Origin of the sequence: Sphingopyxis sp. H073 (assembly GCF_001468395.1) — a bacterium.
GTDB lineage: Bacteria > Pseudomonadota > Alphaproteobacteria > Sphingomonadales > Sphingomonadaceae > Sphingopyxis.
Genome location: NZ_LNSG01000005.1, coordinates 73,111 through 90,228 on the forward strand (window position 1 = coordinate 73,111; position 17,118 = coordinate 90,228).

Sequence of the window (17,118 nt, forward strand, 5' to 3'; positions counted from 1 at the left end):
GATGCTGTCGGTCGCATCAGTCGCGTCAGCCGGCGGCGCGGCAAACTACTTCGCCAAGGACGACTACTATATCGGCGATGGCCCTGCGGAGCTCAGCGAATGGGGCGGGAAGGGCGCCGAAGCACTCGGTCTTGTTGGTCCCGTTGCCAAGGACGACTTCGAAAAAGTCCTCGATGGCAAACTGCCCGATGACACCGTCGTAAATGGCAACGCAAACCGCCGCTCGGGAATAGACCTCACATTCTCCATGCCGAAATCGGCCAGCTTGCTGGCGCAGTTGGGCGGCGACAAGCGGATCCTCGATGCACAGCTGGCCGCGGTCAAGGCGACCATGGCCTATCTCGAGAAACACTATGCGCAGGCCCGCGATCGATCACGCAATGCCAACGGCGAGGGCGTGGTCACAGGCAAGCTCCTCTATGCCTTGTTCCAGCACGACACGAGCCGGGCGCTCGACCCGCAGAACCATACCCATGCCGTCATTGCCGCGATGACCCAGGACAAGGATGGCAAGTGGAAGGCGCTGTGGAACGGAGAGATCTGGAAGAACAACACAGTCCTTGGCTCCATCTACAACGCCGCGCTGCGGACGAACCTCGAGAAGCTCGGCTACGAAACCCAGATCACGGGCAAGCACGGCCAGTTCGAGATCAAGGGCGTGGCGCGCGATGTGATCGAAGCCTTCAGCCAGCGTCGCCTGACCATTCTGGCAACGGCCGAGAAACTCGGGAAGAGCGCAAACGACACAGAAGCCTTGCGTGAAATCACCAAGCGCACCCGCGATCCCAAGCTGAATCCGGACGACAAGCTGGCGCTCCGGCGAGAATGGGCCAAGCGCGCTGCCGGGCTGGGGTTCGATGCCAAGGCGCTGGTCGAACAGGCGCGGGAGCGCGGCTCCGAGGGGCGCGAGAGCCCATTGGGATCGCCTCAGCGGGTGCAGGAGACGCTGAGCGCGCTCCGCGACAGCGTGAAGCTCTACACCCGGCCAGCGGACACGCTGACTACCAATGGCCTGCAACGGATCACCCTGACGCCAACGCAGCTGCGCACTGAGATGGCAACCGCTTCTGCCATCAGGATCATCGGCGAACGTGAAACCTCCTGGACCCGGGGCGACCTGGTCAAGACCGCGCTCGACCTCGGCGTAAAGGGCGTGACCGCTGACGGGGTGGAAGCACGGATCGGCGTGTTGGTGGCCGACGGGAGAGTGCTGGAGGGCAAGAGCGACAGGCTCGATGGCAGGCCCGAGAAATACACCACACCTGAACATGTCGAGATCGAGCGGGCAACGCTGGCCAATGTCGCTGCGGGAAAGGGTGCAGGCCACTCCATCATCGAAGCCGCCGAGGCCCCCGGGCGCTTGCGGCAAGTCGCGGGCACTCATGACCTCAGCGCCGAGCAGATTGCCGCCGGAACACTGGCGCTCGCCAGCAAGGACCGCACGGTCGTGATCCAGGGTGTCGCAGGTGCCGGAAAGACGACGATCATCTCGGCAATTGCGAGCGTGGCGCATCAGGAGGGAAGGGAGGTGATCGGCCTCGCCTTTGCCAACAAGATGGTCAGCGATCTTCGGACCGGGACGGAGATCCGTGGGCCAGACGGAGAGGTCGTCAGGCAGGAAATCGCAGCAAGAACCGTCTCATCCTTCGTGAATGAGCATCTGCGGCCCACGCTTGAGGGCTCAGGTCCGAAGTTCGAGGCATCACGAGAGACCTTGCGCGGCAAAGTGCTGGTCTTGGACGAGGCTTCGCTCGTTGCGAACAAGCCGATGAATGACCTGCTCACGATCGCCAACCGGCTTGGGGTTGAAAAGCTGGTCATGATCGGAGACCGGGCCCAGCTGCAGCCGATCGAGGCGGGCAAAAGCTTTTCGCTGATCCAGTCCGATAACCCCGCCATAGCCCGCATCGATACCAGCCTTCGGCAGCGCACCGAACATATGAAGGAAGCCGCTGGCCTCGCGCGCGCCGGAATGTTCAAGGAAAGCTTTGCCTCGCTTGGCGAGCGTGTGGTCGAAGCTGGCGCAGACCACCTCAAGGTCACCGCGCAGAAATGGCTGGAGCTATCGCCAGAAGACCGCGAGCGTACCGCGATCTACTCATCGGGTCGTGCAGCGCGCGGCGAACTCAACCGGATGGTCCAGCAGGGCCTAAAGGCAGAAGGGGCGATCCAGGGGGAAGGGCTGAGGCTGACCACGCTCCTCCCGGCCCATGCGACGCGCGAGGAGCTGCGCTACGCCTCGACCTACAGCAAGGGCCAGCTGCTCGAAGTGACGCGCCAGAACGCCCCCGGAGGGCTTGTTCGGGGGCGGTACGATGTCGAAAGCATAGACGTGAAGGGCCGGGTCATGCTGCGCGATGAAAGCGGCAAGCTGATCAAATTCGATCCGGCGGCGATCGACCCTTCGGACAAGCGCGATGCCTTGAGGCTCTCCGAAAAGCACAAGGAGACAATCTACGAGGGCGACAAGATCCGCTGGACCGAAAAGGATGATGCCAGGGGGCTGATGAAGTCCGAGGAGGCGAGGATCCTCGGGATCAGGGATGGGATCGTCACGCTCGAGAACAAGGCAGGCGAGATCGTAGAACTCAAGCAGAATGACCGCATGCTCGAGCGCATGGGGCTGGCCTATGCGATCAACATGCATCAGGCGCAGGGCGACACCCGCGACATGGCGATCGGTGAGATGCACTCATCAGCCCGGCACTTATCGAACCAGCGTCTGGCGCTCGTCATGATGACCCGAGTGCGTGACGACATCACAATCGTCACCAACGACCGCGATCGGCTCCTGGCGCAGATCGACCGAAACCCGGGCGACAAGACCAGCGCGCTCGAAACCCTTGGCGAAAAGCAGGTCGAGGCGAAGCGCAGCGCCCGCGAGGCTGGCGAGTTTCGGCCCACAATTCCCGATCATTTGAGGGCACCCGAGGATAGGCAAGCATCTGCCTCGCGGATCGATCCGGCGAGCCTTCGGGCAGCGCCGCAATTGGACGTTCCCGAACGCAACATCGAACGCAGCCGATAGGAGGAAGATCGTGACACAGATGGGCCATGCCGCAGCGGGTACGCCACCTTCAGACACTTTCGAGATTCACCTCACGCAGCAGCTGACCCTGACCAATCTGGTGAACGAGGCAGGACTCTCGGAGATTGCGCGTGCCGCTGGCGGGGACAGCTTTGTGGTCTGCGACCTCAATGCGCACGGGGTTCAGGGATGCGCCGACCTGCGAGCCGCCCTCGATAACCAGAAAATGGCCGCCGAGTTGGTGGCGATAGGTCTGATGATCCTTGTCGCCGTTTTGGTGGGCACGATAGCGGCCGCCTTTGTGAGGCTGGTGGCGCAGCGGGCGGCTCCTCCTTGGGAGCGGTGCGCCGTTGCCTTTATCCCGCTGCGCAGGGGTCGGGCAAAGCCCCGGAAAGATGCGGTCAACATCATAACCAGGAAGGAGAAGAGGCATGGCGCTTGAATACAAAGACGCAGGGACCGTCGGAAGCAAGCGTGGGGCGAAGGACGGGGCGCAGCACAAAAAGGTTGATCTGCGCGATCTCCACATCCGCAATGCCGGCGGTCAAAGTACCGTTCAGAAAACGAGCGAGTTCAAGCGCAGATCACCCAACAGCTACTTGAAGGGCGAAGCGGCAAACAATCTGGCACGCCGGGTCTTCAAAGAGCATAGGGCCGGAAAGTCGGTACGAGAAATCGCGGGCTGCTTTGAGCTTTCTCAGACCAAAATCCGCGTTCTCGTCAATCGCGGCCTCGATGCCGAATTTCGCGACGTGACAGCACCAAGGATGATCCAGCAATACTGCGATGAGGGACGACAGCTCGATATCCCCCTTAATGTACTTCTCGGTAAAAGAACGGGCGTCCATTGCTGGACCTCAAAAATGCTGAACGAGGGAGCGCTCCTGCGAGAGGTAAAGGCGCTCTATGAAGACTTCACGCTCGAGCACCTCCAGCACTGCATCTACAATTGTGACGCTCACCTAGCAAAGATCGAGGCCCTGATCGGGCCGCTGCAGTTGATGAGCGTCGAAGCATTTCATCACCGAGCCCGTCAACGGGTTGCGGCTTACCGGAGCCAAAATCGCTTCCACAAGATCCGCTATATCGACTGGGACACACGCCCTAACTCATACTTTGCTTGTACCAACCGATAGGTCACGTCCGTCAATGAGGTGTAATTTGGGGTGTGGTCACCGGGCTGCATGGTCAGGCGGCCTTGGGTGTAATCTGTAGCGGCTGAGCCTCCTCGATCATTGGTGTGGCAAGGGCTGCCATGCCCTCGATCTGCATGTAGCGGTGCTGGAGCTGCCACTCGTCATTCTGCTCGAGCAGGACGGCGCCGACGAGTCGGATGATGCTGTCCTCGTTGGGGAAGATACCGACGACGTCAGCACGGCGCTTCACCTCCTTGTTCAGGCGCTCCAGCGGATTGGTGCTGTGCAGCTTGACCCGGTGCTGCTCGGGGAAGGTCATGTAGGCCAGGACATCGTGCTCGGCGTCGTCCATGCAGGTTCCCAGCTTCGGCCAGCGGGTGCGCAGTTGGTCGGCGACCTGGCGCCAGACCTGGGTAGCGGCCGCATGATCGGGCTGGAGGAAGACCTGCCGGATGGCGGCGGCGACCACGGTGTTCTGCCCCTTGGGCACGTAGGCCAGTGCGTTGCGCATGAAGTGGACGCGGCAGCGCTGCCAGGTGGCGCCGAGCACGCGGGTGATCGCCGCCTTGAGCCCCTCGTGGGCATCGGAGATGACCAGCTTCACTCCCTTGAGGCCGCGGCGGGCCAGGTCCTTGAGGAAGCTCGACCAGAACGGCTCGGCCTCGCTGGGACCGATGTGCAGGCCGACGATCTCGCGCTTGCCCTCGGTGTTGACCGCGACCGCTATTATCGCCGCGACACTGACGATACGGCCGCCCTCGCGGACCTTGAGGTAGGTCGCGTCCAGCCAGAGGTAAGGCCAGTCGCCCGCCAGCGGCCGCTTGAGGAAGGCGTGCACGCGTTCGTCGATGTCCTTGCACAGCTTCGAGACCGAAGACTTGGAGATGCCGGTCATGCCCATGGCCTGAACCAGCTCGTCGACGCGCCGGGTGCTGACGCCGGCGATCCATGCTTCCTGGATCACCGAGACCAGCGCCTTCTCGACGGTCTTCCTGGGTTCCAGGAAGCCAGGGAAGTAGGCCCCGGTCCTGAGCTTGGGGATCTTCAGGTTGAGCGTGCCGAGCCGGGTGTCGAGGCTGCGCTCTCGGTAGCCGTTACGCCAGGTCGTGCGGTCGCCGGATCGCTCGTGTCGGCCGGCGCCGATCACGCCGTCGACATCGGCCTCCATGATCAGCTGCAGCACGCTCTCGGCAATGCTGCGCAGGAAATCGCTGTCTCCGGTCTTCGCCATCAGCTCGGCAAGCGGTAGTCTGTCTTCGGTCATCGGGATCAACTCCTCGGGTGGGTGTGACGTGTGGAAACTCCACCTTACCGATGAGCCCGGTGGCCACCGAGATCGAAACTGCTGGTGGTGGGGCATGCCCCACCACCAGCAGCACCTAAATCTCCACCGAAAATTACACCACGAGCGCGGACGCTAACCAACCGATACGAACAGTGGCACGACTGGGTACTGCACCCCCGAGTGAACGAATGTTTCAACCCTAACCAAACACTACACGATATCATTGCAAGAATGGAATCGGTCTTCAGTGCAGCAATCTATTATAGGAATCAGGAAGCCGCCGAGGCTGAGTATCGGCACCTTGAGCGGCTTATTGCCGAAAACAACGGACCCAGAGAGTTTACCCAGTTCGTTGCCCAGGGGCGCGCCATATGGCGCAAGCGAAAGGCCGATAGAGCCGAAGCAGCGTACAATTCGACGCCAGACCCTATCGTCGAGGCTCGCCAGCGCGAATCCATTGCGAGAAGCCGGCTGATTACACACGCCGGCACGATAGCGATCCGGATGGCCCTGATGTTTGGCAGCATCATACTCCTCGCCCACGAGATGAGTGTGATCAACGACCCACAATATCTGGCTCGGATGAATGTTCCCGCAATGAGCTTCTACATCACCGCATTCATTGCCGGTGCTGCCGCCGTTGCGCTGGCGTTATTCACGTTCCAGTCGGCTCGAGGCTTCAGCCAGCAAATAAAGGAGCACCGGTCGGCCAAAGCCAGCCTCGACCACCAGATGGACCGAGGATCAGCGCTTACATGACGAACTGCACTTCAACTCCAATTTCAAGCGGCAGCCCTTCCCAAGCCCGATCCGCCAATGCCCAGAAGCAGTCGGCATGAGCCTGCGCCTGCGCATCCAATCTTCCAGACCGTCAATCACCACATGAAGGAGAGCATGAAATGGCATTCGATTACGAAGATGCAGGCACTTTCGGCAGCGAGCGCGAGGCAAAAGACTGGGCGCAGCGCAACAAGGTCGATCTGCGCGATCTCCACATTCGCAACGTCGGCGGCCAGCGGGTCGAGGTGGGTATCCGCAAGAGCGCCTACGATCAGCGCGAGAATTACGACAACCGGCACGGCCAGAGACAGGACGGCTTCTGGCGATGATGAAGTCCACCGCAGCGTGCCTGATTTGGACCACTGGCTTGTTGCACGACGCGAACGGAGCTCAGAATTTCGGCCTGATGGAGTTGTGGCGTATTGAAGCCGCTGGTTCCGCGGCTTCCAATATCTTCTTATGCAGCCAAAGCAGATTGCACGTTGCCAGGAAAAAGCAGGAGAGCGAAGGCATTTGCAATCTGCCGGGCGCTTGATTCAGACAAGCCAGTCACATCCCCCACCAAGGCCCCGCCATCGAAAAAGCTTTTAGGCTCAAGGCCAGAAGCGATCAGTTGATAGGTTCGGAACAGAACCCTTGCCATTTTCCCATCGGCAGACTGTCTGATCATCTGGTCATAATCAGAATCCAAGCTGATATGGTCCCAATGGACCGAGAAGTGTTTTCTTGCTTTTGCCACGTGCAGGAACGGTATCTTGCGGCGTTGGCACTCATAGAACCAAGCATCGCGAGCGGCCGAATCTCGCTTGTCGATCATTTTCCAAGCGGGGTTAGGCCATGGGATCCCTTTGAGGGGTCAGGACATAGAACGGGCACAGATATACGCTAAGCGTCTCTGCGCGCACTTATGGGTCGACTCTATGCGTCGACGACTCCAGCATTCCAAAGGCATCCATCGGACAGTTGTAGCATCGCCTCTCGTCGCAGAGCCGGCATATCGTCAGCGCCGAGACAGCGTCGTCAGACATCTGCGCAAGTATTGTCTCGGCAATACGTTCCAGCACGAGGCGGTCAGCATTCGAGACATGGCTAAGGATTTCGGATAAAGTCTCGTTTCTTCGTTGCAGGATCGCAGATAGGCGAGTCTCGCCTGCCTCAGTGAGCATCAGCGCTACTGCACGACGGTCCCGTAGCGCTTTGGATCGAACGGCGAACCCGGCTGCAACCAATCGATCGACAAGCCGCACCGTCCCCGCGTGGGACAAGCCTAGCACCCGTCCTAATTCGTCGATCGAAAGACCGGTCGCGTGACCGATGACGACGATCGCCGCGGTGGTTTCGCCACCGCCGGGTATCGTCGGGTCGAATGCCGCCTTCTTAATTCGATCGGTGATGCCCACTGCGAGGGCGCCGAACAGATTGACGAGCCGGTCCGAGAGTACGTTCAAAGGGTTGCCTCATTCATTGACGGCGTATAGTGTATGCGCAGCGCATATATCACGCCTGTCTAAGCATGAAGGCAGGTCATGCGCCATGATGAAAGCGAGGCACCATGTTTTCGACATTACACATAGCTGAAAAGACGACCGGCTCTCGCGGGTCTCTCGCGTTGCTGCGCTGGGCGCTGGTGGTCATCTTTCTCTGGTTCGGTTGCATGAAATTCACGAGCTATGAAGCGATGGGCATCGCGCCATTGATGAAGAACAGTCCGATCATGAGCTGGATTCCGGCCGTTTTTGGGGTGCAGGGTGGAAGCTATTTTATAGGCACCGTCGAGCTCGCGACGGCCGCTGCGCTGATTATCGGTGCTTTCAACAAGACGGCCTCCGCTCTCGGCGCGGCGATGTCATGCCTGACTTATGCCGTGACACTGACGTTTTTCCTGAGCACGCCTGGCGTCGCCGAGCCGACCGCTGGCGGGTTCCCGGCGATTTCGGCCGGAACCGGACAGTTCCTGTTGAAGGACCTGGTGCTTCTTGCGGCATCAGCGTGCCTTCTACTTGCGTCCATACGGACAGCAGACGCGTGACGGCAAACAGGTGATAGGCGACGCTCCGGACCTGCGCTTTTGCCGAACCATACCCGCCTCAGCCCATAACGATCGACAAACCCTGTCGCTTTGATAGGGTGTTCGAAAACATGCTTTCGAGGGTTTGTCGTACATGCTGGTCGGATATATGCGGGTGTCAACGACCGATGACCGCCAAACGGTCGATCTCCAGCGGGACGCGCTCGTCGCAACCGGGGTCGATCATCGGCATCTCCATACCGACAAGGCATCCGGCGCGCGCGACGACCGACCAGGCCTGAAAGCCTGCCTCGACTATCTGAACGCGGGCGACACACTGATCGTGTGGAAGCTCGACCGGCTCGGACGCTCGCTGCCGCACCTGCTGACGATCGTCACCGATCTGAAGGCGCGCGGCATCGCGTTCCGGTCGCTGACCGAGCAGATGGATACGACCACGCCGCACGGCGAATTGCTGTTCTCGCTGTTCGGTGCATTGGCACAATATGAGCGTGCGCTCACGCGCGAACGGGTGATGGCGGGACTGGCTGCTGCCAAACGCCGGGGACGCCAAGGTGGCCGCCCGCCGATGATCGACGCCGAAACGCTCGAGCGGATCACCGCCGCGCTGGATGGCGGGGCCAGCAAGGCGTCCGTCTGCCGGACCTTCAAGGTGCCGCGTTCGACCCTTCTCGGCACGCTTGCCCGGATCGGCTGGACCGCACCGGCCAAGGTCTAAGCCGATGCCGCGTCGCGCCGTCCTGTCGGACGAGCAACGCGCGGCGTTGCTCGCGCTTCCCGACGACGAAACCCTGCTCGTCCAGCACTGGACATTGAGCCGGGACGACTTGGCCATCATCGTCCGCCGGAGGCGACCGCATAACCGGCTGGGTTTCGCGATCCAGCTTTGCGCGCTGCGCTATCCTGGCCGTTTCCTGCGACCCGGTGAACTGATCCCTGATACGCCGCTCGCGTTCGTCGCAGAGCAATTGCAGGTCGGACCCGAGGTGCTGGCCGACTACGCGACGCGCGGCCCGACCCGGTACGAACAGCTCGATGCACTGCGCGATGCATTCGGCTTCATGCCGCTCAGTCGGCCGCTGCGAACGACGTTGCAGGAATGGCTCCTGCCGATCGCGCTGACGACGACCAGCGGGGCTAGGCTGGCGCGCGTGATGCTGGATGAGTGCCGGCGACGGCGCATCATTGTGCCGGGCATCAGTTCGGTCGAGCGGATGGTCGCACAGGCGTTGCTCGATGCCGAACGCCATGTCGCCGAGCATCTGACCCGAGGACTCGATGCTCGACAGCGCCGGCTGCTCGATGCGCTTCTCCTGCCCCACACAGGCACGAACTTGAGCGATCTGGCCTGGGTGCGGCAGTCACCCGGCAAGCCCGGCCGAAAGACATTCGCCGCCATCATCGAGCGACTGACACTGCTTCGGGCCATCGGGATCGATCCGGATATCGCCGTAGGCGTCCATCCCGAGCGCCTCCGACGCCTGTGCCAGGAAGGCGTGCGGCTGACCGCGCAACATGTTCGGACGCTGCAAGCGACGCGGCGTCGCGCCACATTGGTGGCGACCATCCTCGAAACCATCGTTACCCTCACCGACGATGCGGTGCTGATGTTCGATCGCCTGCTTGGGCAGATGTTCCGGCGCGAACAGAACAGCGCGGACACGACACTCAAGCGCAACCGGCGCACCATCAACGGCAAAATCCGGCTGCTTGCCCAACTCGGCGCTGCCTTGCTCGCCGCCAAGATATCAGGTGGCGATATCGGCGCTGCGGTCGAGGCAGCGATCGGATGGAATGATCTCGGCCGCGAGGTCGATGAAGCCCGCAAGCTGATCCGCCCCGATTCGGTCGATCCCGTCGCGGTCGCCGCGACCAATTACCCCGTCCTCCGACAGGTCGGTCCCTCGTTCATCGCCTCGTTCACATTCGGGGCGGTGCCAGCCTGCCATGCGCTCGCGCGAGCGGTCGCGATCATGCGCGACCTTCATTTTGGTCATCTGCGCAAATTGCCTGCAGGCACGCCAGTCGGCTTCATCCGGCAAGCTTGGCGTCGGGCGATCGGCACCGGCATTCCCGATCGCAGGATCTATGAATTGTGCGTGCTGGTCGAGCTTCGCGACCGGCTTCGCGCCGGCGACATGTGGGTCGAGGGAAGCCGACGCTATCGTGCTGTCGAGCAGCAACTCATTCCTGCCCCCGTATTCGCCAACATGCGCGCGGCCGGCCCCTTGCCGATACCGGCACCGGATACGGCCGATATCTGGCTGGCCGAACGACGCGCCCGCCTCGCCCGTCGATTGGCCGAGGTCGAGCGAAAGGCGGAGACGGACGCGCTGGAAGACGTGCAGCTCAGCTTGGGCAGGCTGCGGATTTCGCCCTTGAAGGCGATTACTCCCGAGGAATCCGATACCGCCCTTGCGCCGCTCTATGCGCATCTGCCCGCGATCCGCATCACCGACCTTCTTGCCGAAGTCGATCGATGGACCGGGTTCAGCCAGTGCTTCACGCATCTGCAAAGTGGCCGTGCCGCGGATGAACCACGTGCGATCCTCACGGCGGTGCTCGCCGATGCCACCAATCTGGGCCATACGCGCATGGCGGAAGCCTGCAATCTCGTGACCCAGCGCCAACTCGGTTGGCTCGCCTCGTGGCATCTGCGCGAGGAAACCTACGGTCGCGCGCTCGCCCGGCTTGTCGACGCCCAACACACCGCGCCGCTGGCCGCGCTGTTCGGGTCCGGCACCTCGTCCAGCTCAGACGGTCAGAACTTTCCGCTCGACCGCCGCGCCCAGGCAACCGGCGCAGTCAATCCGCACAAGGGGACAGAGCCGGCTGTCTCCTTTTACAGCCACGTCTCGGATCGCTACGCGCCGTTCCATTCCACAGTTATCTCCGCTTCGGCGAGCGAGGCGGCACAGGTGCTCGACGGGCTGCTCCACCACGGCGCCGATCTGCACATCGAAGAGCATCACGTCGATGGCGGGGGCGTCTCCGACCATGTGTTCGCGCTATGTCATCTGCTTGGGTTCCGGTTCGCGCCGCGTATCCCGAATATCGCCGCACGCCGTTTGCACCTGTTTAACGGCATCGAACCCGGCCCCGATATTGCGCCGCTGGTCGCGGGCCGCATCGACGAAGGTCTGATCGAGGCACACTGGGACGACGTGCTGCGACTGGGAACCTCGATCCGCACAGGCGTCGTCAGCGCCTCGATCATGCTGGAACGGCTCGGCTCCTATCCACGCGCCAACGGCCTGGCACTGGCGTTGCGCGAGATCGGTCGCGTCGAGCGTACCCTGTTCACGCTCGACTGGATCGAGCAGCCCGAACAGCGTCGCCGCGCCACCCGCGAACTCAACAAGGGAGAAGCGGAAAATGCCCTGAAACGCGCCATCTTCTTCCATCGCATCGGCCGTATCCGCGATCATGCGCTGCAAGCCCAAAGCCATCGGGCGAGCGCGCTGAACCTCGTCGCCGGTGCCATCGTCCTGTGGAACACGACCTACCTGCAAGCCGCCCGGATGCATCTCGCCAACCTCGGCCGGCCGGTCCCGCCGGACCTGCTGCAACACCTATCACCGCTCGGTTGGCAGCATATCAATCTCACCGGCGATTACCTCTGGACCGATCCCGATGCGCCATCCACCGCGCTCAGACCGCTTCGCCAGATGCGCGCCGTCGAAGGCACGGCAAAACCTTAGCGTATATCTGGGTCCGTTCTGTGTACCGACCCCAAGTCGCAAACGCATCGAGGCCGGGGTCGCGGTTTGCGCGATCCTGGCCGGGGCCGGACTGGTGTTTGCCCCCACCGCCGCGCCGGCGCAAGCGGTGGGCAATCTCGCAAATGGCCAGGCGCTTTATCGAGCAAAATGTGGCGGATGCCATTCCATCGAGGCAAACCGTATCGGCCCGGCGCACCGCGGTCTCATTGGACGTCGGATCGCAACGGCACCAGGCTATGCTTATTCTCCGGCACTCAAGAAATTGACCGGCGTTTGGACGCCGGCGCGGATCGATTTATGGCTGCAGGGACCCCAAAAAATGGCGCCAGGCTCGAAAATGTTTTCGACTGTCTCCGACGCCGCGCAACGGCGCGACATTATTGCTTATCTTGCCGCAAACTCGTCCGTGGACCGGAGGTAGCGGGACGCCTGTTATGAGATCGTCAGACTGCTTGCTGGAAGACATTCGAGCGTGCACCCTGTGCGCTGAGCATCTGCCAGCCGGACCGCGCCCGATCGTTCAGTTCAGCGCAACCTCAACAATTGTCATCATCGGTCAGGCGCCCGGCGCGCGGGTCCATGAGAGCGGCACTGCCTGGGATGACGCAAGCGGCGAGCGGCTGCGCGAGTGGACGGGGCTGACGCCCGATATTTTTTACGATCCGGCGCAGGTCGCACTTGTGCCGATGGGCTTTTGCTATCCCGGCACCGGGAGCAGTGGCGATTTGCCGCCGCGCCTCGAATGTGCACGAATGTGGCATGATCGCGTCATGGCCGTGCTTCCACCCGCGCGATTGACGCTGCTCGTTGGAAGCTATGCACACCAGCGCTACTTGGTCGAGGACAAAAAACAATCGCTGACTGAACGTGTTGGTAAATTTCACGAGTACCTGCCGCACTACTTTCCGCTTCCGCATCCATCATGGCGCAGTATGGGCTGGATGAAACGTAACCCATGGTTCGAGCACAACGTCCTGCCAATGTTGCGCGATGCAATTGGAATGCGAATAGGCACTGCCCCACACGAGTAGGCTTGTCAGTGTTTTAGGCGACCGCCAGGCCATTGGTAGGCGCTTGGATCCCCTCGTGGGGCAATTTGGCGAACGAGGGCTTCTCGGTTCGGTGCTGGGCTACCCATGCGGAAGGGCTGGGCTGGCGGGTCGTTCCAATTAGTGGCGATGACTGGGATCGGTGTTATTGGCGCTGGGTTGACCAAGACGGCTGCATCATTCCGGTGTGTCGGCGGTGATAGCAGGCGATCAAACAGGTTTGCTGTCGGGCGACGGGTTCATTTCCAGCAGGGTGCCGCGTCCGCGAGGCTATCGAACAGGTCATACCAATGCAGTCGTGTCTACCGTCCATAGTTGCCGTGGCTTTCAAAGTGAGGCGACCGCCAATGGGCAAGTGACAAGCGGTCGGAAAAGGGCCCATTTAATGTGGTGGAGGGGTCTCCACTTTACGGGATCTTCTGCGAATAAGTCAGACAGGAAGGCGACGATGGAGCAGGTACCGGCTGTTGAGTTGGATTTGGCAAAGCCGGTTGGCTAGGTTCACGGCGTCAACGCACAGTGCAATGTGCCCTGATTGGGACGCACAGCAATGTTTTCGAGCCCAGCGATGCACCATTCGGGGTCATAACGCGCCTCCGTCCCGTCTGAGCGCCATATCCAATGATCCCCATTTATGTCCTAGTTCGATCCGTCTTTCCGGCATGCGGTCCTATCAGCGATACTGATCGGCCAAGGCGGAAGGTGCTCGCTCAATCGAACGCGCGCGCAATGCTGGTGTTGGGTACCGCAGCTTGCATCCTAGCCCAGCATTCAGCCATGCCGCCGCGCGATCCATGTCCAGGCGGTCTCGCGTTCACTGCCGCATCCATGTCTACCAACTGATCATGTTACCTTAATCTCTGCTTCACTTGGCGCGGTGCTTCTCCCGTGACGCGAGCGAACACCCGTGAGAAGGCTGCGGCACTATCATATCCGACGCTGTCGGCCACGGTCTTGACCGGCTTGCCTGCGGCAAGAAGGTCACGCGCAATCGTCATTCGCCACCGGGTCAGATAGTCGATCGGCGTCCGCCCAACGCAGGCGCGAAAATGCGTGGCAAAACGGGTGCGCGACATGCCGGCCACCTCTGCCAGATCATCAAGAGTCCACGAATGCCTTGGCTGTTCGTGCATCGCCGTCAGCGCCTTGGCCAATCGCGGATCGGCAAGGCCGCCCAGCACACCATCATTCACCAGGCCACTGGCGACAACATGACGCACTACCAGGATCAAGAGATAGTCGAACAAATGGTCGATGGCGGCCTGACGCCCATTATTGTCGCCAAATCCTTCGACAAGCAGAAGATCGCAGGCGGGCCCCAGCGTCGGGTTCTCGGCCAGCGGCAGGATGACAAGGTCGGGCAGTCCTTCGCCAATCGGGTTGCCATTATCGCCGCCCAGATCGACCTTCGCGCAGACCAGATCAGCCCCGCCTTCCGCAGCGCCAGTGAACCGATGCGCCTGTCCGCGCGGGAAGAAGAGCAGCGTTGGTTCGTTCAGAATGAGATCGGCCTCGCCAGATCGGCTCAGCGTCAACGCGCCGCTCTTGAGAAGGTGGAGGTAGCCGCAATCGGCAAATTGCGCGGTCGTACACAAGTTGCCGGTAAAGAATGTCCGGGCGCTCGGGGCAGTGTGGGCAAAGAGAGCGGCAAAGATGTCCATGTGAACGATCTGCAATGAAGTTGGCACCAATCTGCACCGATAACAGCCGATAGAGGCGTTGTGCAAGCCCGCACTGACCAACAGAGGAAACGCAAATGCCCCGCATCAACCCCGTAGAACTCGCCACTGCCGACACCGGCGTCCAGGCCACCCTCGGCGCTGTTAAGGCGAAGATTGGCATGGTCCCGAACCTTTTTGCGACCTTCGCTCATGCTCCTGCCGTGTTGAATGGCAACCTCGCCTTCGCAGATGCACTGGGAAGTGGTGTGCTGACCGCTGCACAGCGCGAAATCGTTGCGCTTGCCGTCGCCCAGTACAACAGCTGCCACTATTGTCTGTCGGCGCACACGCTGCTCGGGAAAGGTGCCGGCCTTTCGCCAGAGGCTATCCGCGCCGCCCGTCTGGGCAAGGGCCAAGATCCCCTCGACGATGCGATCGCGACGCTTGCCTTGCGCATCGTTGAAACACGCGGTCAGGTGAGCGACAGCGATCTGTCAGCAGCCCGCCTTGCCGGCCTCGACGACGCCCGCATCGTCGAAATCGTCGGTAACGTCGCGCACAATGTTCTGACCAACTTCATGAACAACGTCGCCCAGACCAAGATCGATTTCCCGGTCGTCGATGTGGCGGTTGCGGCCTGATCATAATGCGTGCGGGCCGGTGCAGGACATCGGCCCGCTCCTCAATCACTTCCATAGGGAACCCTTGCCATGAAACTGCAATTCCTTACCCCTGCGCTGCATGGCGTGCTTGACTATGTCGCCGCTGCCGCCCTTATTGCGCTGCCATTCCTGCTCGGCTTTCAGGGTATTGAGCTTTGGCTCTCTGTTGCCGGTGGGGCGGGCTTGATTGCCTACAGCCTGCTCACTGACTATGCATTCGGTGCGGTCAAGCTGGTGTCGTTCGATGCACACTTGTTGCTCGATCTTGCCGCAGGAGTAGCCTTCATTGCCGCGCCATTCTTGCTTGGCTTCACCGCTCTGGCTTCGATCTACTACCCGGTTATGGCAGCTGGCGTGATCGCGGTGGTTACCTGTACCTCGCGAGCCAACCAATCAGGCCGAAAGAACGCCGCTGCCTGAGCACGTCTATCAAGGACACAAGAGTTGTTATCAACAATGCCACCCTGCATGCCCCGATCACGGCATGCAGGGTTTGCCACGTCTGGAGTTTGGCGCTCCACGACCTGAGCCATAGCCCAACGCCCTCAGCGCCATGATCCAGTCGGCAGAAAAATTACGCGTACGGAACTCAATTCCTCACTATTCTGACCTTTGCAGAATCAGCCAACAGCGTTGAGCCCGTGAAAGCGGGCCCGCTTGTCGCAAGGCGAGGCGGTGTGCGGATCCCAACAGAGGCACCGCTCCGCTTATTTCTTGAGCACCGGATAGCCATCGACATAAATCGAGTCAGTCGCATTGGCTGGCAAGTGGCAAGTCAGACAATCGGTCTTGTAATCGGTCGATTTCGTCTTGGTCGGGGCGCCCTGATCAAACCATGCCCAGCCCCAGCCGTCGCCCCACAACTTGTTGTCGGGATGGCTGTTCTTGCTGTCCTTCACCATAACGAACCAGCCTTTCAAGGCTTTCGTATGGCTGACAGTGCCCGTTGTCATTGGTTCCGTCGTCGCCTCGAACACCTCTTTTACTAGCGTCGTGCCGTCCGCGAACGTGCCGGTAGCGCGATGCCCGGCTGCAGCACCGGGCGAGGCATAGACGATATGCATCTCCTTTGATCCGGGTGTGCCATCGGCCGCCACAGCCCAAGTGCCGAGATATTGATAGGTATCACGATAATCGGCAGGTACGCGCAAGGTGCCTGCGGCGTCAGCGCCGCTATTGACAGCAACACCCGTATTCGATTGCGGCGCACAGGCCGACACAATCAGTACACCGACCAACGATAACGCGCACAACCCAGCGACAGCCGCACTGCGGTATTGCATGTCTATTGGTCCAACCGGGGATAGAATTGCGTCCACACCATATCTTTCTTGGCACCATCGATATGACATTGCGCGCACTCAGCGGCAGACCTCAACGTCGCGGTCGCAAATTTGGGTTCGCCATGATTGAAGTTATAGTATCCCCAATTTTGGGTGTCTGCATAACGCTTGCTGTCCTTAACTGAAACATCCGCGCCGTTGAGCTTCAGGCTACCGAGTAGCTTGCGGTCCTGGGCCACCATCGCAAGCGCCACGAAGTTTCCGATGAGACTGGGTTCCGCCGGGTCGAAAAAGGCATCGGGTAATTCGTTGGGATCGATCTTGCGCGTAAGGCGCTCAAGACGATCACGCATCGCGTCAACGCTGCTGACCAGCTTCTTCCGCGCCGGGGTTGTCAGCCCCTCGGCCTCGGTGGCGGCAAGCAGCGCCTCGATCTCGGCGAGGATCTTGCTCGCCTTCGTTACTGAAGGATCCCGCGACATG

18 protein-coding genes are annotated in these 17,118 nt (G+C 61.1%); 12 read left to right on the forward strand and 6 right to left on the reverse strand.

The genetic code is table 11. From position 1 onward, the window contains the following. Position 1: 1 nt before the first annotated feature. From mobF to ATE64_RS10900, 3 genes are read left to right on the forward strand one after another with little or no spacing between them, the layout of a single operon-like run. Positions 2-3,028: a MobF family relaxase gene (mobF, locus tag ATE64_RS10890; RefSeq protein WP_058456885.1), complete on the forward strand. Its 3,027-nt coding sequence runs from the start codon at positions 2-4 to the stop codon at positions 3,026-3,028. A gap of 10 nt (positions 3,029-3,038) precedes the next feature. Beyond that, positions 3,039-3,470, forward strand: coding sequence for a hypothetical protein (locus ATE64_RS10895; RefSeq protein WP_156416643.1), 432 nt, complete (start codon positions 3,039-3,041; stop codon positions 3,468-3,470). Beyond that, positions 3,460-4,164 (forward strand): hypothetical protein, encoded by a 705-nt coding sequence (locus tag ATE64_RS10900; protein ID WP_058456887.1) that lies wholly within the window; start codon positions 3,460-3,462, stop codon positions 4,162-4,164. Before ATE64_RS10895 ends, ATE64_RS10900 begins: the two co-directional genes overlap by 11 nt. A gap of 52 nt (positions 4,165-4,216) precedes the next feature. Here the strand turns inward: ATE64_RS10900 and ATE64_RS10905 are convergent, their stop codons facing one another. Next, positions 4,217-5,428 carry an IS256 family transposase gene (locus ATE64_RS10905; protein WP_058456888.1) on the reverse strand — a complete coding sequence of 404 codons (1,212 nt, stop codon included), beginning with the start codon at positions 5,426-5,428 and terminating at the stop codon, positions 4,217-4,219. A gap of 252 nt (positions 5,429-5,680) precedes the next feature. Here ATE64_RS10905 and ATE64_RS10910 point away from each other — a divergent pair, with 252 nt between their 5' ends. Beyond that, on the forward strand, positions 5,681-6,208 hold the full coding sequence (locus tag ATE64_RS10910; RefSeq protein ID WP_058456889.1) for a hypothetical protein: 528 nt from the start codon (positions 5,681-5,683) through the stop codon (positions 6,206-6,208). Positions 6,209-6,348: 140 nt separating this feature from the next. After that, on the forward strand, positions 6,349-6,558 hold the full coding sequence (locus ATE64_RS10915) for a hypothetical protein (protein ID WP_054136348.1): 210 nt from the start codon (positions 6,349-6,351) through the stop codon (positions 6,556-6,558). A gap of 128 nt (positions 6,559-6,686) precedes the next feature. Here the strand turns inward: ATE64_RS10915 and ATE64_RS10920 are convergent, their stop codons facing one another. Then, positions 6,687-7,046 carry a hypothetical protein gene (locus ATE64_RS10920; RefSeq protein ID WP_058456890.1) on the reverse strand — a complete coding sequence of 120 codons (360 nt, stop codon included), beginning with the start codon at positions 7,044-7,046 and terminating at the stop codon, positions 6,687-6,689. Positions 7,047-7,134: 88 nt separating this feature from the next. Beyond that, on the reverse strand, positions 7,135-7,677 hold the full coding sequence (locus ATE64_RS10925) for a MarR family transcriptional regulator (RefSeq protein ID WP_010339851.1): 543 nt from the start codon (positions 7,675-7,677) through the stop codon (positions 7,135-7,137). 104 nt (positions 7,678-7,781) lie between these two features. On the opposite strand from ATE64_RS10925, the gene ATE64_RS10930 reads away from it, so the two are divergent. The 5 genes from ATE64_RS10930 (at position 7,782) to ATE64_RS21175 (ending at position 13,011) form a co-directional block, all read left to right on the forward strand. Next, on the forward strand, positions 7,782-8,258 hold the full coding sequence (locus ATE64_RS10930) for a DUF417 family protein (RefSeq protein WP_010339850.1): 477 nt from the start codon (positions 7,782-7,784) through the stop codon (positions 8,256-8,258). Between the two features lie 133 nt (positions 8,259-8,391). Next, a complete protein-coding gene (locus tag ATE64_RS10935) occupies positions 8,392-8,976 on the forward strand; it encodes a recombinase family protein (RefSeq protein ID WP_010339849.1) in 585 nt (194 codons plus the stop codon). A gap of 4 nt (positions 8,977-8,980) precedes the next feature. Next, positions 8,981-11,959 carry a Tn3-like element ISMpo10 family transposase gene (locus ATE64_RS10940; RefSeq protein ID WP_012449407.1) on the forward strand — a complete coding sequence of 993 codons (2,979 nt, stop codon included), beginning with the start codon at positions 8,981-8,983 and terminating at the stop codon, positions 11,957-11,959. Positions 11,960-12,053: 94 nt separating this feature from the next. Further along, complete coding sequence (locus ATE64_RS21170) at positions 12,054-12,401, forward strand: c-type cytochrome (RefSeq protein WP_231729168.1); 348 nt, start codon at positions 12,054-12,056, stop codon at positions 12,399-12,401. Between the two features lie 31 nt (positions 12,402-12,432). Then, positions 12,433-13,011, forward strand: coding sequence for a uracil-DNA glycosylase family protein (locus ATE64_RS21175; RefSeq protein ID WP_331458610.1), 579 nt, complete (start codon positions 12,433-12,435; stop codon positions 13,009-13,011). A gap of 866 nt (positions 13,012-13,877) precedes the next feature. Here ATE64_RS21175 and ATE64_RS10945 read toward each other — a convergent pair. Beyond that, the gene (locus ATE64_RS10945; RefSeq protein ID WP_058456591.1) at positions 13,878-14,690 is read right to left on the reverse strand and encodes an AraC family transcriptional regulator; all 813 of its coding nucleotides are present in this window, start codon (positions 14,688-14,690) and stop codon (positions 13,878-13,880) included. Between the two features lie 95 nt (positions 14,691-14,785). On the opposite strand from ATE64_RS10945, the gene ATE64_RS10950 reads away from it, so the two are divergent. Both ATE64_RS10950 and ATE64_RS10955 read left to right on the forward strand, forming a co-directional pair. Continuing rightward, the gene (locus ATE64_RS10950; RefSeq protein ID WP_058456592.1) at positions 14,786-15,331 is read left to right on the forward strand and encodes a carboxymuconolactone decarboxylase family protein; all 546 of its coding nucleotides are present in this window, start codon (positions 14,786-14,788) and stop codon (positions 15,329-15,331) included. A gap of 69 nt (positions 15,332-15,400) precedes the next feature. Then, positions 15,401-15,772 (forward strand): hypothetical protein, encoded by a 372-nt coding sequence (locus tag ATE64_RS10955; RefSeq protein ID WP_058456593.1) that lies wholly within the window; start codon positions 15,401-15,403, stop codon positions 15,770-15,772. Positions 15,773-16,059: 287 nt separating this feature from the next. Here ATE64_RS10955 and ATE64_RS10960 read toward each other — a convergent pair whose 3' ends face one another. Then, positions 16,060-16,635 carry a cytochrome P460 family protein gene (locus ATE64_RS10960; RefSeq protein WP_058456594.1) on the reverse strand — a complete coding sequence of 192 codons (576 nt, stop codon included), beginning with the start codon at positions 16,633-16,635 and terminating at the stop codon, positions 16,060-16,062. Positions 16,636-16,637: 2 nt separating this feature from the next. Then, positions 16,638-17,117, reverse strand: a complete 480-nt coding sequence (locus tag ATE64_RS10965; RefSeq protein WP_058456595.1) for a cytochrome P460 family protein — start codon at positions 17,115-17,117, stop codon at positions 16,638-16,640. Position 17,118 lies beyond the last annotated feature (1 nt).